Genomic DNA, 15,941 nt, shown 5'->3' on the forward strand with positions numbered 1-15,941 from the left:
TTGCTTCTCATTTTGGAATAGCGCTTACATTTGGCGTTGACAGTCTTTTCCGCCTGATGATATGCTATTTTCATGACAAGTAATGCAAACGTTTGCGCAACATTGGCGGCATACATCGCATAAACGGGGATCTTCGCCTTTGTCTTGCGCCGGGTTTGCGGACAAATTTAAAACTCGGCATTGGAGGGATCGTTAAGATTATGTCAAGGACTTGGAGCCGCATTCGCAGGCAGGTCGCACTCATTATCGCAGGATTATTGGCGTTACAGCTGTTCGCAGGGATCGGCGCAGTGCATTATGCAAGCGCTGCCATTGTGGCCGACGCATTCGCGGATCAGCCGGGGGGCGAGAGCCAATGGGTCGTAGCGGGCTCGTTCACCGATTGGAACGAGAAGCCTGCGACCTCCGCAGGCAAAATGAAGCACCTTGTCGGCGGATTTTATGCGTTTTCGACGGTATTGCCTGCAGGAACGCATGAATTCAAGCTGGCCAAGAATGGAACCTGGGACGGTTTCAGCAATGGAGGCAACAACTTTTCGCTGACGCTTGACGAGGAGACCAAGGTGAATTTCTACGTCAACGAAGAGATCGGCCAGGCACGCGTTACGGCGGCCGGCGTCTCGGGGCTGCCGCAATATACGGCCTCGCTCGGAGACGACAAATGGCCGAGGCTCGTCGGCAGCTTGCAGACGGCGCTCGGCGAATCGGCAGATTGGTCGCCGTCTGCTTCGGCGCTGCGCTTCGTGGACTACAACTTCGACGGCAGCATATACAAGTACCAGGCGACCATCCCGCAAGGGCGGTACGAGGCCAAGGTCGCGTTCGGGCCGAACTGGGACGAGAGCTACGGCGACGGCGGAGGCAATCTGGCGTTGGATATCCCGGACGAAGCCTATACGGTTTTCACCATCGATTACAATGGCCAGAACCGGCAGCTCGGCGCCAAAAACGTGCTCCAAAGCGGCGGCTTCGACGGCAAGGTCGACAAATCGGGCATCCGGTTCGACAGCCGTTCCCTGACCTTCAAGAAGCCGTTCGGCGCCATCAAGGAGGGAACGGAGGATCTGACGCTTCGCGTCGCAGCCTCCAAGGACGATGTCCAGCTCGCGAGGGTGGAGCTGACCGACGGCGAAGGAATGGCGAGAACCTTCGATATGCGCAAGACGACCTCGGTGTCGGGCAGCGACTACTTCGAGGCCGTCATCCCGGCCCGGACGTTTACGCCGATCGGCGTATGGGGCTACAAGTTCATCCTGATCGACGGCGCGGCGAAGGTCGAATTGGGAGACGACAAAAACGGGAACATCGCGCGCGGCGGCAGCGGCGTCGTGTCCGACGAAGGCGCAGTGCCGTTCGACCTGACCGTGTACAGCGCGGACTATCATACGCCGGACTGGATGAAGGAAGCGGTCGTCTATCAGATTTTCCCGGACCGGTTCTTCGACGGGGACGAGACCAACAACCGCGCGAAGGTTGTGGACGGCTATCGCGGCAACCGGTCCGAATCGGACGATACGGACGCCATCGAGTCCTACAAGCTGCAGTACTTCGACGGCGGCGTCGCCAACGAGCCGGCCCCAGGGCAAGTGGCCGGCGACTGGAGCGACGTGCCGGAAAATCCGGACCGCGTCAAGCCGGAGAACCAGCCGTATTATCCGGGCGCGAAGACGGACGGCGTCTGGACGAACGAATTTTACGGCGGGGACCTGCAGGGCGTGCAGCAAAAGCTCGGCTATCTCAAGTCGATCGGCGTCAACACGATCTACTTCAATCCGATCGCGTGGGCCGCGTCCAACCACAAGTACGATGCGACGGACTACAAGCATCTCGATCCGATGTTCGGCGAGCCGGTGTACAATACGCCGGGCGACCCGGCGTCCGGCCTGAACTACGAGGCGACGCGCGTCGCATCGGACAAAGTCTTCATCGACTTCGCCAAGGCCGCGAAGGCGCAGGGCATCCGTATTATCGGCGACGGCGTGTTTAATCACGTGGGCGACGACTCGGTTTATTTCGACCGCTACGAGAAGTATCCGGAGATCGGCGCGTACGAGTACTGGGCCAAAGTATACGACATTGCGAACGCCGCGCCGGGCAAGGCGCTGGATCAGGCGAAGAGCGAGGCGCAGGCCTATTATACGAGCCAAAAAAATCCGAAGACGGGCGCGAACTACAAGTATCCGGAAGACTTCGCGTACACGACCTGGTTCACGATCGAGAACGAGAAGGTTCCGGATCGCGACGGTACGAACACCCACTACAAGTACGACGCCTGGTGGGGCTATGACTCGCTGCCGGCAATGGACGCCGTGACGCCGCAAGCCGGCGACGCAGAGGCGATCGGCGGACCGCAGGAGGCGCACGAGTGGAACAATGTCGCCTATCGCGAGGAGGTCATCGGCCATGACCTCGCGGGCAAGAGCGAGGCGGACGCTGAGGCGGCCATGCAAAACGTCGTTTCCCAGCGCTGGGTGTGGATGGGGACGAGCGGTTGGCGGCTCGACGTGGCGCCGGACGTGTCCGCAGGCACGTGGAAGAAGTTCAGGGAGGCGGTCAAATCCACGGCCGGCTTGAAGGACGCGAGCGGAGATGCGATCGACGAGCCGATCATCCTCGGCGAGGAATGGAACGTCGCGACGCCGTACCTGTTGGGCGATCAGTTCGACTCGGTCATGAACTATCGCTTCCGCGGCGCGCTCCAGACGTTCATGATCGGCGGGGACGCCAAAGCGTTTAACGAGACGCTCGAGTCGATCCGCGAGGACTACCCGAAGGAAGCCTGGCAGGTCATGCTGAACCTGATGGATTCCCACGATACGACCCGCTCGATAACGAAGCTCGACTTCCCTTCCTACGAGGAGGAGCATCTGATCATCGCGCCGGAGGCGTCCGACAAGGCGCTGAAGCAGCAGGCGCTCGTCGCGCTGTTCCAGCTGGGCTATCCCGGCGCGCCGACGATCTATTATGGCGACGAAGTGGGAATGACCGGCACCAAGGACCCGGATTCGAGACGGACGTTCCCGTGGGAGCGCGTGAAAGAGAGCGGGGGCGCGTATGCGGCCACAGGCCGTTATTCGGAGCTGTTCGGCATGTATCAGCAAGCGGCAGCCGTGCGCCACGCCAACGACGTATTCAGCACGGGCGACCTGAAGACGGCTTATGCGGACGGCGACGTCATCGCTTATGCGCGCAAGACGGCTTCCAAGGGCGGCTTGGTGGCGATCAACCGCGCCGATACGGCACGCGAGTTCGAAGCGGACGTCACCGGCTTCCTGCCGGACGGACTCAAGCTGAAGGATGAGCTGGGCGGCGCGATCGAAGCGACGGTGCAAAACGGCAAGCTCAGACTGACGCTGCCGGCGCTGTCCGGCGTCATGATGGTATCGACAGGCGATCTGGGCACGGTCGCCGAGGTTCAGGGCGTGACCGCCGCCGCCGGCAACGGCAAGGTCGATCTCGGTTGGCAGGCGGTTCCAGGCGCGGCAGGATACCGCGTATATCGCGCGCTCATCGAGGGCGGCGCGCTGACGCGGGTCGGCGAGGTCGAGGCAGGTATGCTTGCTTTTGCGGACCGGACCGGCATCGTAAACGCGACCAAGTATTATTACGCGGTTACCGCCTACGCCGGCCAGTCGGAGAGCTTAATCGGCACCATGGCATCCGCGACGCCTTTTTATCCGATTCAATCGGTATCCGTGCCGTCCTCGGTGGCAGGCGTCGTCTATGCGGGCGTCGGCAAAAAAATCGAAGGCATCACAGTCGAAGTGACGGTACCGGGGCTGACGGACAATGCAGCCTATGCAGGCAAGGCGGCGCCGAGTCTGCCGGGCAAGCTGTTCTATTATCCGGAAAACGGAGACTCGGCGGATGCGATCGGCGTATCGTTGAGATACAAGGAGGACGCGGGGGCGGCCAAGGTGTATCGCGCATCCTTCGAGCCGACCGCAGCGGGCACCTATCGTTATTTTGCGGCTTTTTCGTCGGATAATGAGGAGACCTGGACGCGCTCCGACGAGAATGAAGTGAATGTGCTCCAGTCGGACGACGATCTGGAGGCGCCGGACGCACCGGTCCTGGACGGCCTGCTCCAGGAGTCCGGGCGCGCGAGTCTGGCCTGGACGTCGGAAGACGCATCGGTCGCGGGCTTCGAGATTTATCGCCAGTCCGTGACGGACGTTGTGTACCGCAAGATCGCGACGGTGGCGAAGGACGTGCGCACGTACACCGACTTCACCGTGAACAACGATACCACCTACACCTACAAGGTTGCTGCCTACGACCAAGCTTATAATCGTGCGTACTCGGAGCCGCAGTCGGTGACGCCGAGACTTGTCATGATCGACGTGACGCTGAGGCTGCATCTGCCTGATTACACGCCGACGACGGACGACATCACGATCGCCGGCGACTTCAACGGCTGGAACGTATCGTCGACCAAGCTGCTCGTGCCGAGCGGCGCTACGACGCGGGAGGTCGTGGAGTATTCCTTCAAGATGATGGCAGGCAAAGCAATGCAGTACAAGTACGCCCGCGGCGATTGGAACAAGGAGGCGTTCACGAGCCATAGCCGGCTGCAGAACGATACGACCGACCCGGGCAACTGGGCGTACAGCTCGACCGATACCAACATGCAGCTCAAGATCGCGAATCAGGGCGGCAACAAAATGATCGTCGACGACTACGTGCTGCGCTGGGTCGATATGCCGGTGGCGATCTACCAGCCGCGCAAATCATACGGCGAAGACATCGCCTACTCGACGACGGACGCCAGCTTCGCGCTGCGCGCGGCAGTGCCGTACGGCGTGGCGTTCACGATCAACGGCCAGCCAATCTCGGAGGGCGCGATGGACGCTTACGGCAATGTCCTGGTGAACGATATCCCGCTCGCACAGGGCAAGAACGTATTCACGCTCCATATCGAGCCGACGGCCGAGACGCTTAATCTGCCGTTCTATACGGACAAGGGCAGAGCCTCGCAGGCGACGAAGACCATCAAGCTCGAGATCACGCGGACAGGAGGCGGCACGGAGTCGCCATCGCCTGAGCCTTCAACATCTCCGTCTCCTGAGCCGACGCCCGTAAACAACGGGCCGACGCCAACGCCGGCGCCGACTTCCGCACCGGCGGAGCTTCGGATCCCGGCCGACAAGCTAGTGCCGGATGCCGCGGGCGTTGTGAAGATCGAGATTCCGGCAGGCGCGACGCGCATTTTGCTCCCGGCCAACACGGGCGAACTGCTGAAAACGGGCGTTCTGACGCTCGTTAAGGAAGGCTTGTCGGTGTCGGTGCCGGCCGGGCTGCTGTCGCAGGCGGCCGGCTCTGGCGACAAGGCGGCGCAGCTGGCGCTCGACATCGCGCCGCTTGGCGCTTCGCAAGCCGACGCGCTGATCGCGAAGGCGGAGCGGGAGGGACGCGATGTCCGACTCGTCGGCGAGGTATACGATTTTGCCCTCTCCGTCATCGGCGACGACGGGAAGAGCCGCGTCGTGCATGAGCTATCGCCGCCGGTGAAGCTGTCGATCCGTGCAGACGCGAATGCGGACCGCGCCGTAGCGGGCTTGTATTACGTCGATGACGACGGCAAGCTGGAATACGTACGCGGGACGTGGTCCGATGACGGCGTGCTGACGGCATCCGTCACGCATTTCAGCAAGTACGCGCTGCTGCAGATTGACGCAGCGTTTACGGACGTTCCGTCGGGACACTGGGCGTGGACGGCCGTCAGGTCGCTCGCGGCGAAGCAGGTCGTGAACGGCGCGGACGCATCGCGCTACGAACCGGCGAGAGGCGTCACGCGCGCCGAGTTCGCCGCGATGCTGAGCCGCGCGCTCGGACTCGCGGCGCCGCAGAAGAAGGCGCCGTTCGCCGATGTCGCATCGGGCGCCTGGTACGAAGACGCCGTATCGGCGGCAGCCGAGGCGGGCATCGTGAGCGGCCGAAGCGCGAGCGCATTCGCGCCGAACGAAGGCATTACGCGCGAGGAGATGGCCGTCATGCTCATGCGAGCCTACGACTATGCAGGCGCTGCCGGCGCGGATCGCGCGTCCGCTGCGACTGCGGAACCGTTCGCGGACGCATCCGGCTTCAGCGCCTGGGCCGCCGAGGCGATTGGCCGCGCAGCCGGACTGGGCCTGCTGTCCGGTCGCGACGGCCATGTCTTCGGCGCGAAGTCGGGCCTGACCCGCGCCGAGAGCGCGCAAGCGCTCTACAGGCTGCTCGGCCTGTAGGCACGTTTTGAATGCAAGCCCTTTGCTGACGGGAGACGTCCCGGCGCGCAAAGGGCTTTTTGTCCGTTTGATCGATATCCCCTTCCCTCAGGAATAAGGAGCGATATGATCGTGGAGCTTTCTTTTCATGCTCTCCTGACCCAAGGGGATATCGTTCAAATGTGCCGGACTGATGTTCATTGGCGCATTATGGGGGCGGATCTTCGAAGGGGGAAATAGGGCGACAAAGTATGCACGAGGATCAACAGTCGGCGGGGAGCGGGGGGAGAAGACGGCAAAGTATGCACGTAGATCAACAATCGGCGGGGTGCGGGGATAGGACGGCAAAGTATGCACGAGGATCAACAGTCGGCGGTGACTATATGCGGCGAAAGGGTGGTATTGTCGTGCCGGGCGCCGGGGAACAAGCCTGCGCTTGCGCCCCGTCAGCTTACGGCGGATTAGGCGTTATTTTTGCGATATTGATTCGGGGACAGCCCCGTGAGTTTTTTGAATACTTTGCTGAAATATTTTTCGTCCTGATAGCCGACCATCTCGGCAACCTGGGAGATCTTGAAACTCGGGCTCTCCAGGAGCAGCTTGGCCTTGTCGATGCGGATGCGGCAGAGGAAGTCGATGAGATTCTCTCCGGTCTCTTGCTTGAACCTGCGGGAGATGTACTCCCGGCTTAAATAAAACTGGCTGGCGATATCCTGCAGGGTGAGCTCTTTGTTGTAATGCTGCTCGATATAGCGGACGACGGCGGGAATCGCGCTCTGCGTCTGCTGGCTCGCGGCCGATCTGCCTTGCGACCAAGCGGTCAGAAATTCGCGAAAGGCGGTTTCCAGGCCGTCCAGATCGAGCCGGCCGCGCGCGTCCAGCGGCAGAGCGCCGGTCGGAAGCGGGAGCTTTTCCGTGCTCTCGGCGGGTGAACGCTCTCCCGGCTGGCCGTCTGCTTGCCCGGCATCCGCTTCGCGCCATCGCTGCAGCATCTCGGTGAAGGCCGCCCGCCAACGCTCGAACTGTTCGCTGCTGATCCGGGGCATGCGGCGCATCTCGGCGATGCAGCGGCCGACGGCATCCCGGATCTGCCTGTCCGATCCGCTCAGGACGGCGAGACGCAGACTCTCTTCGTAATCTTCGAAACGGGGCGTCGCGGCGGAGCCGCGGATTGCAGCCGCGTCGCAGCGATAATAATAGTCCCGCTCCGCCAGCAGATCGCGGTCCCGCAGCGCGGCCTTGGCCGTCTGGTACGAATTCGCCGCTCCCTTGGGGAATGGCTGCTCCGTGCCGATGCCGAAGTCGAAACGGCACTTGAGCGTGAGGAAGCAGCATTCGTTGATCTCGGACAGCAGCGTCTTCACCGCCGCGTCGATGCGGGTTGCCGCGCCGGGAGCGATCCAAAAGAAAAGGAGAATCTCGTTCTCCGACCGGAGGTTCCGGCAGGCGATGCCGCGATCGCCGCGCCGCAGCACTTCGTCCGCGATGTTGGTCAGCGTGAAATACAGCAGATCCCGGTTGCGGGCGTACCGCCCCGCAACCTCGGAGGAGGCCGAGTCCAGGTCGAGGACGGCGACGAGGCATGAGGAAGCCTGGCGGAACACCGGCTCCCCCTGAAGCGCGAGCTGCGCGTGTCCGTTGGAATCGCCGCCGCCGAGCAAGTCGGAGAAGATGCGGTCGCGCATGACCGGGCGCATCTGGTTGATCTCCATGCTGCGCGCCAGCTCGTCCTTGCGGGATCGATCCTGGGCATGCCACCGGGCGGTAGCGCGTTCGAGCGCGCCGGTCAATTGCTCTGGATCGATCGGCTTAAGCAGATAATCTTGCCCGCCGTGCTGCATCGTGCCGCGCACGAGGTGAAAGTCGTCGTGGCCGCTGATGACGATCTTCTGAATCTCGGGCCGCTGCGCCTGGAGCCAGGCAAGCAGGTCGAGCCCGCCCTGCACCGGCATCATCATGTCGGTGACGACAATGCCCGGACGCACGCGCTCGATGAGCGCCGCCGCTTCCTCGCCGTTGGCGGCTTCGTGTATCTCGGAAACGCCGAGCGCTTCCCAATCGACGAGCAGCCGGACGGCTTCTCGTACGTGGCGTTCGTCGTCTACGATGACAACTTTCATCTTGGTTCCTCCTCTTGAGCGTCTGTCGGGAGCTGTTTCGTTTCGGCCGGCATCTCTTCCGCGATCGGCGTCCGCAGCAGCGGGATCCGGAGCGTGGCCTTGAATCCGCCTCCCGGCGCAGCGTCCACCGTCATCCCCGCCTCTTCGCCAAAATACAAGCGAAGACGCATGTGGACGTTGGCCAGCCCGATCTGCCCGCCCGTGCCGTCTTCCCCGCCGTCGCGGTTCAAGCGGGCCCGCAAACCTTTAAGCTGTCCCGCTTCCATGCCTCTGCCGTTGTCCGCGGTCTCGACGCGCAGCCACTCGCGCTCGCCCTCCAGCCAAGCGCGTATTAACAGCTTGGCGCGATCGGTATTAAGGCCCCTGTTGCCGCCGGTTCCTCCGCTTATTCCAGCTCCTCCGCCGTCGCCCGCACCGGGCTCGTAGCCGTGCTTGAAGTAATTCTCGACGAGCGGCTGGAGCAGCATTTTCGGCACGGCAATGTCCATCGTCTCGGGATCGACCTCGTAGAACACATCCAGATCCTCGCCGAACCGCTGCTTCTGCAGCTCCAGATAAGCCTTGGCGTGGGCAAGCTCGGCGGAGAGGGGCACGACCGTCTCCTCGGTGTTCATGCTGTAGCGCATCATCCGGGCCATGGCCGCGATGAGGCCGTAAACCTTGGGCGCGTTCGACTGCAGCGCAAGCGTGCCGATGGATTGCAGCGCGTTGTTCAGAAAATGGGGGTTGATCTGGGCCTGCATCGCCTTCAGCTGGTTCGTCTTGTTCGCGAGGGCGAGCTTGTACTCCCGGTTGATCAGCTCCTCGATCGTCGATACCATCGTGCCGAAGCGCCTCTCCAGCACGCCAAACTCGTCGCTGCGGTGAGCGAAGCCCGCTTCGGCGCCCGCGCTCCATTTGCCCGCCTGGACCAGATTCATGCGCGCGATCAGCTTCTTGATCGGACTGGTGAACTGGACGGATACGATCAAGGTCGCAATCACGGCCACGATCAGGGACAGCGCGATGATCAGCGAATTGATCAGGCGAATGCCCTGGGCGTTCTGGTACAGGTACGAGTAGGGAAGCTGCTTCACGACGATCCAGTCCATGAATTGCGTCTGCAGCGTGTCGTAGACAACATAGCCGGAAAAGGCCGAATCCGACCATTTGAAGTCGCCGCTGCCGCCGGCTTCCGACAGCAGCCTGCGCGCCCAGCCTTCGTCTTGGAGCAGGTTGCCGTTTTCGATCTCCGCTCCGCATACGGCATGGCCGCCCCGGTCGAGCACGTACAGCCGTTCCTCCTTCGACAGCGCGAGTCGCCCGCATATGTCGCTGAGCTCGCTCAGCAGGACGTCGATCGACAGGTAGCCGATGACCTTGTCGCTTGGTGTGCGGATGATCGGTCTCCTGAGCGTGATCACGTCCTGGGCGGACACGGATCGCCGCGAATCGAGCGCGTAGCTCGCGCTCTTGTGGGCCGGCTCCATGAACGGCACCGGGTCGTCCGCCCGCCCGGCGGGCCAGCCGCCGTCCGCTTCCCGTCCGCTGCGGAACAGGCCCCGCGCCAGCAGATAAGACCAGCTATCCTCGCCGCGTCCGATTTGCAGGTGGATCTGGTGGATCTCTTTGTTCGACTGGTACATGTTCAGCAGGTGCTGGTAGATCGTCGTGCGATAAAGGAGGTCCGCGGCCTCCGCATCCGCGCCGGGCGCCGTGAAGCGCTCGATGATGGCATACAGAGAGGTGGGCGAATTGATCGAGTTGTAAACGCTTAACGAATTGCGGTTGAGCGTGTTCATGTAGTTCAGTATATTATCTTTGCCAACCTCGAGGAGGCTGCGATTTTCCGCGATCGCCTTGCCGGTCACCTGGTTTTTGATATAAAAATCCGAGATGATCATGGACAGCGCCATCGGGACGATGGTGGCCGCGAGGAGCAGCGCCATCAGCTTCGTGCGGATGCTTTTTTTCAAGACGGTTCCCCCGAGGTCAATATATTACACCAAACCCATCATATCTATCGGTGGTCCATGCCGCAATATCGCTTTATATTTTACATAACGGAAAGGGAGTGTGCCTCATGACCAAACGCGGCGGAAAATCCGGAGAGTGGCTGCAGCAGTTCGTATTCGTGGGACCGGGTCTGATCGTGTTCTCGATCATCGTGCTCGTGCCGTTTCTGCTCGGCTTCTACTACTCGTTCACCGAATGGAACGGCCTCGACCTGAACAAGGCGCAGTGGACGGGCATGGACAATTTAAACCGCATTTTCATGCGCGACGACAAATTTTGGGCGGCCTTCGGCTTCACGCTCCGCTTCACGGCGGTTACGGTGCTGGCGTCGAACCTGCTGGCGTTTCTGCTGGCGTTGATGCTGACGCGGGCGCTGAAGACCCGCAACTTGCTGCGGACGGTCTTTTTCGTGCCGAACGTAATCGGCGGCATCCTGCTGGGCTACATCTGGCAGTTCATTTTCACCAAGGGCTTCAAGACGATCGGGGAAATGACCGGCTGGTCCTTCTTCGAACAGCCCTGGCTCGGGACGGCGGGCACCGGCTTCTGGGGGCTCGTCATCGTCTTCGTCTGGCAGTCGGCGGGCTACATGATGGTCATCTATATCGCTGCGCTGACCGGCGTGCCCAAGGATATGCTCGAGGCGGCGACCATCGACGGCGCGGGCTACTGGCAGAGCATCCGCAAGGTCACGCTTCCGCTCATCATGCCGGCCGTCACGGTGTGCTTGTTCCTCACTATCTCCAACGCCTTCAAGATGTTCGACCTGAACCTGTCGCTCACCAAGGGCGGTCCCGGCACCTCGACGCAGTCGCTCGCCTACAACATCTATGCGGAGGCGCTGGTCAACAACCGCTACGGCCTAGGCACGGCGAAGGCGATGCTGTTCTTCCTGGCCGTCTCGCTCATCGCGGTGACGCAGGTATGGCTCACCAAGCGCAAGGAGGTGGAGGCCTGATGAACCGCGAACGCTCGCTGCGCTACAGACTCGCCGGCATCGAAGTCTTCGCGATATTGCTGGCGCTGCTGTTTCTCGCTCCTTTTTACTTCGTGCTCGTGAATTCGCTCAAGACGCTCGGCGAGATTCTCGTCGACGCGGCATCGCTGCCGGAGGTCTATAAGTTCACGAACTACTCGCGGGTATGGGACATGATCCGCTTCCCGACCGCGCTGCGCAATTCCGTCGTCATCACGGCGATCAGCGTCGCCGGTATCGTGACGATCAGCTCGATGACCGCTTACCGGCTCGTCCGCAGGCCGACGCGCTTCAATAACCTGCTGTTCCTTGCGTTCATCTCGTCGATGATCATCCCGTTCCAGTCGGTCATGCTGCAGCTCGTGCGCGTGACGAGCATCCTGGAGCTGCGCGGCGACTTGCTCGGCATCGTCGTTTGTTACCTTGGCTTCGGCCTCGCGCTGTCGGTGTTTTTGTTCCATGGCTTCATCAAGGGCGTGCCGCTCGAGATCGAGGAGGCCGCGGTCATGGACGGCTGCTCGCCGTACGGCGTGTTCTGGCGGATCGTCTTCCCGCTGCTCAAGCCGATCGCCGTCACGGTCGTCATCCTGAATACGCTCTGGATCTGGAACGATTACCTGCTGCCGGTGCTCGTCATCGGCTCGAACAAAGACCTGACGACGATTCCGCTCGCCGTCACGCGGTTTTTTGGACAATATACCAAGCAGTGGGATCTTGCGCTCGCCGGACTCGCCATGAGCGTCACGCCGATCGTCGTGCTCTTCCTGCTGCTGCAGAAGCACATCGTCGAAGGGATCACCTCGGGCTCGGTCAAAGGCTAGAATTAGGAACCGGGGTCAATATGTTACACTTTTGATATCAACATCGTCGGTTTTGTGCAAACGTTTTCTCCACTATACTCGACCTGTAGCCAGAACAATGAATATACGGGAGGTCATTCCAAATGAAACGCATCTCCGCAGGCATCTTGATCGCTTCGCTCCTGACGGTCGCCGCAGGCTGCGGCAATAACAACAACAACGCTTCGCCGGCCTCTTCAACCGCTGCGCCTAGCAACGCGTCTTCCGCGCCGGCATCGTCCGCCGCGCCATCCTCGGACGCGCCCAAGAAGGACGTCACGATCAAGGTGTTCCAGTTTAAGGTCGAGATCGCGGACGCGATGAACAAAATGGCCGAGCAGTACGAGAAGGAGACGGGCGTCAAGGTCGACGTGGAAACGCACGGCGGCGGCGAAGATTACAACGCGCTGCTCAAGGCGGAGATCGCTTCGGGCTCCGAGCCCGAGATTTTCAATTCCGAAGGCTATGCGGCGCTTGAGCCCTACTACGACCGCGCGACGGACCTGTCGGGCGAATCCTGGGCAAGCGACGTCGTCAATTCCGCTGCGGCGCCGGCCCGCGTCGACGGCAAGCTGCTGGGCATGCCGATGAATATCGAGGGATATGGCATCGTATATAACAAGGACCTGTTCACCCAGGCAGGCATCACCGAGCTGCCGAAGACGCTGACAGAACTCGAGGCCGCTGCTAAGAAGCTGCAGGACGCCGGCATCACGCCGTTCTCCACGACGAACGAATGGTGGTCGATCGGCCATCATACGATTAACGTCGGTCTCTCCGAGCAGCCGGACCCGATCCAGTTCATCGACGACAACAAGAAGGGTACCGCATCCTTTAAAGGCAACGCCGTATTCGAGAAATGGATCAACTACGTCGATCTCGTCTTCAAGTATTCCCAGAAGGATAAGCTGACGACAGATTATGCCACCCAAGTCGCCACGTTCGCGAGCGGCAAAGCCGCGATGATCCAGCAAGGCAACTGGATCCAGGGCGATATCGACAAGGTCGCCAAGCTGAACCTGGGCATGCTGCCGATCCCGATCGACGACAGCGGCAAGGCGCATATCTACACCGGTCCCGCGAACTTCTGGATCGTCAACAGCAAGTCCAAAAACGCCGAAGAAGCGAAGAAATTCCTGGCGTGGATGGTCACCTCCGAGACGGGCAAGAGTTACATCACCAAGGAATTCAAGTTTATCCCCGCGCTCGTCACGATTCCCGCGACGCAGGAGGATATCGGACAGCTCGGCGCGGCCGTATCCGAGCAGGCGAAGGAAGCCGGCGGCTGGAACTGGGGCCGGTACCCGGACGGCGTCATCCAGGGCTGGGGCGCTGCGATGCAGGAATATCAAGGCGGCTCCATTAACAAGGATCAGCTGTTCGACAAGTTCGACAAGGCCGTCAAAGATATCGTGAGCAAATAAAGCTTCTATTACTATAGTAGAAACAGGTTGTCCGCGAGATCGGGGCTTCATGGGAGGGAAACCTTCCGTGGAGCCTTTTCGCATGTGCGTCCGCTTATTAAAAACAATTTTAACTACATTTAAGGAAGCGGAACGGAACCATGTCCATCCTTGTTTCGTTTAAGGTAGGGAAGCCCGAGAACGGGTAATGTTAAGTAGAAGTAAGGGGAAGGTCCTATTTATTTCGGACCTTTTCAATTTATTCCCATTCAATGGAGGCATTTCGGCTCGATTTGGCCGGGAAGAACGCTCAAGAAGCCGGATTTTAAGCTTTTTTCGCGGCTTATGTCTTTTGACATGCCGCCGCATTCGAGGCATAATTAGAAACGTTGTTTACAGACCGATTACAAAAATACACTAGTGCGCGCATGGATACTGTCTGAAAATACGGCTATGCTGCAAGAGGGAGAGTGCTGAAGATGCGACTATGGAATGCAATTAAGTCCAAGCCGATCCTATGGTTTTCAATGATATTGCTCTTAAAGGGCGCCTTGGCTTGGTTCGTCATTTTCGACGACGGCCCGTCCTGGGCGACGGTGCTGACCGAGATTCCGTTCATTTTGATCGTCTTCTGTTTGATCGAGTGGTTCGCGTCCAAGCGCAAGGTGCTCTACTACATGATCGCCAACTTGTCGATCACCTTGCTCTACTTCGCCGTTCTCATGTATTACAAATACTACGGCGTTATCGTTACGTACCACGCGCTGGAGCAGGCCGACAAGGTGACCAAGGTCGGGGAGAGCACCTATTCGCTGCTGGATCCGTACTACCTGCTGATCTTTATCGATATCATCATTTTCGCTTTCTACATGGTCCGGCCCAAGTATATCGCCCGGTTCACGAACATCGGCATGCGCAAGGTAAACCGCACCGCGCTGCTTGCGACGTTTATCGTATCTGCCGCGCTCTGCATCTTTAACATCTGGCCGAACCACGCCAGCATGAACGAGAATAAAAAAGCAGAAGGCATGGGCATCCTCAATTACGAGGTTTACACGATTTTCGCGGACAGCACGGTGCATGAAGAAGTTATCGACATGAAGGAAATCAATCAACCGTCGATTGACGCGCTCAAGGGCGGAGAGCAGACTGCGAATCCTGCGCTTTGGGCTGCTGCCAAGGGCAAGAACCTGATCGTCGTTCAGATGGAATCGTTCCAGAACTTCCTGATCGGCCTTACGATCGACGGTCAAGAGATCACGCCTAACATCAACAAGCTGGCAGCCGGCGATTTCTACTTCAACAACTTCTATACCAACGTCGGTCAGGGCACGACGTCCGACGCCGAGTTCGTCGTCAATACGTCGCTCTATGTGCCGCATCACGAAGCGGCCACGTCTTCGGACTATATGGATAAGGCGCTGCCGAGCCTGCCGCGGCTGATGTCGTCCAACGGCTACAATACGGCGACGTTCCATACGAACAGCGTAGATTTCTGGAATCGCTCGATGCTGTACAAGGCGATCGGCTTCGACAAATATTACGATCAAGCGTTCTACGGCGACGACGACCATATCGCGTTCGGCGCTTCCGACGAAGTGCTTTACGCCAAGACGGTGCCGGAGCTCGCCAAGATGGACGCGGAGGATAAGCCGTTTTACGCCATGGTCATCTCGATGAGCGCGCATCATCCTTACAAGATTCCCGAAGCCAAGGACAAGATTAAGTTGCCCGAGGCGTACAACGGCACGCTGGTCGGCAATTATATTTTGGCTCAGAACTATGCCGACTATGCGATGGGTCAATTCCTTGAACAACTGAAGTCCAGCGGCCTGTGGGACGACAGCGTCATCGTGTTCTACGGCGACCACCAGGGCCTGCCGCTGTACTCGCTGGACAACAAGGAAAAGGGACTGATGCAAGGTATTTTCGGCCGCGAGTACGGTTATACGGATATGTTCAACATTCCGTTTATCGTCCACGCGCCGGGCGTCACGTATTCCAAGACGCTCGAGCAGACGGGCGGTCAGATCGACGTTCTGCCGACGGTCGCCAACCTGCTGGGCGTGTCCACCAAGGATCAGATCCACTTTGGCGAGGATCTCTTGAACCGCACGAGCAACCTGCTGCCTATGCGGCACTTCCTGCCGACCGGCTCGTTCGTCAACGATACCTCGGTGTTCCTGCCGGGCGTCGGATTCGAGGACGGCACCAATTACAATGTCAAGGACAACAGCATTAGCGCGGACGGCTCGACGGAGGCGCAGTACAACGCGGCGCTTCGCCTCCTGAACATGTCGGACAGCTACGTCGAGCAGCTGCCCGGGCTGCCGCTGGACGGCGGTCCTGTATCGGGCGCCGACTCGAAATGACATTCGCATCGACGGACGGAGAAGACGGGG

At 60.1% G+C, this 15,941-nt stretch carries 7 protein-coding genes; 5 read left to right on the top strand and 2 right to left on the bottom strand.

Going from position 1 to position 15,941, the window contains the following annotated elements; genetic code table 11:
- Positions 1 to 200: 200 nt before the first annotated feature.
- Positions 201 to 6,227 carry an alpha-amylase family glycosyl hydrolase gene (locus ACFOTD_RS11850; RefSeq protein ID WP_378118894.1) on the top strand — a complete coding sequence of 2,009 codons (6,027 nt, stop codon included), beginning with the start codon at positions 201 to 203 and terminating at the stop codon, positions 6,225 to 6,227.
- A 440-nt stretch (positions 6,228 to 6,667) separates the two neighbouring features.
- Here the strand turns inward: ACFOTD_RS11850 and ACFOTD_RS11855 are convergent, their stop codons facing one another.
- Both ACFOTD_RS11855 and ACFOTD_RS11860 read right to left on the bottom strand, forming a co-directional pair.
- Complete coding sequence (locus tag ACFOTD_RS11855; protein WP_378118896.1) at positions 6,668 to 8,326, bottom strand: response regulator; 1,659 nt, start codon at positions 8,324 to 8,326, stop codon at positions 6,668 to 6,670.
- Entirely contained in the window at positions 8,323 to 10,281 is a 1,959-nt protein-coding gene (locus ACFOTD_RS11860) for a cache domain-containing sensor histidine kinase (RefSeq protein ID WP_378118898.1), read from the bottom strand. The genes ACFOTD_RS11855 and ACFOTD_RS11860 overlap by 4 nt, the downstream gene beginning before the upstream one ends.
- A gap of 107 nt (positions 10,282 to 10,388) precedes the next feature.
- Here ACFOTD_RS11860 and ACFOTD_RS11865 point away from each other — a divergent pair, with 107 nt between their 5' ends.
- The 4 genes from ACFOTD_RS11865 to ACFOTD_RS11880 all read left to right on the top strand — a co-directional run bounded on the left by ACFOTD_RS11865 (position 10,389) and on the right by ACFOTD_RS11880 (position 15,911).
- On the top strand, positions 10,389 to 11,279 hold the full coding sequence (locus ACFOTD_RS11865; protein WP_378118900.1) for a carbohydrate ABC transporter permease: 891 nt from the start codon (positions 10,389 to 10,391) through the stop codon (positions 11,277 to 11,279).
- Entirely contained in the window at positions 11,279 to 12,118 is an 840-nt protein-coding gene (locus ACFOTD_RS11870) for a carbohydrate ABC transporter permease (RefSeq protein WP_378118902.1), read from the top strand. The genes ACFOTD_RS11865 and ACFOTD_RS11870 overlap by 1 nt, the downstream gene beginning before the upstream one ends.
- Before the next feature lie 122 nt (positions 12,119 to 12,240).
- The gene (locus ACFOTD_RS11875; RefSeq protein ID WP_378118904.1) at positions 12,241 to 13,560 is read left to right on the top strand and encodes an ABC transporter substrate-binding protein; all 1,320 of its coding nucleotides are present in this window, start codon (positions 12,241 to 12,243) and stop codon (positions 13,558 to 13,560) included.
- A 458-nt stretch (positions 13,561 to 14,018) separates the two neighbouring features.
- Positions 14,019 to 15,911: an LTA synthase family protein gene (locus ACFOTD_RS11880; protein WP_378118906.1), complete on the top strand. Its 1,893-nt coding sequence runs from the start codon at positions 14,019 to 14,021 to the stop codon at positions 15,909 to 15,911.
- The last annotated feature ends 30 nt before the right edge of the window (positions 15,912 to 15,941 follow it).

This window comes from Cohnella sp. GCM10012308, from assembly GCF_042649185.1.
GTDB lineage: Bacteria > Bacillota > Bacilli > Paenibacillales > Paenibacillaceae > Cohnella.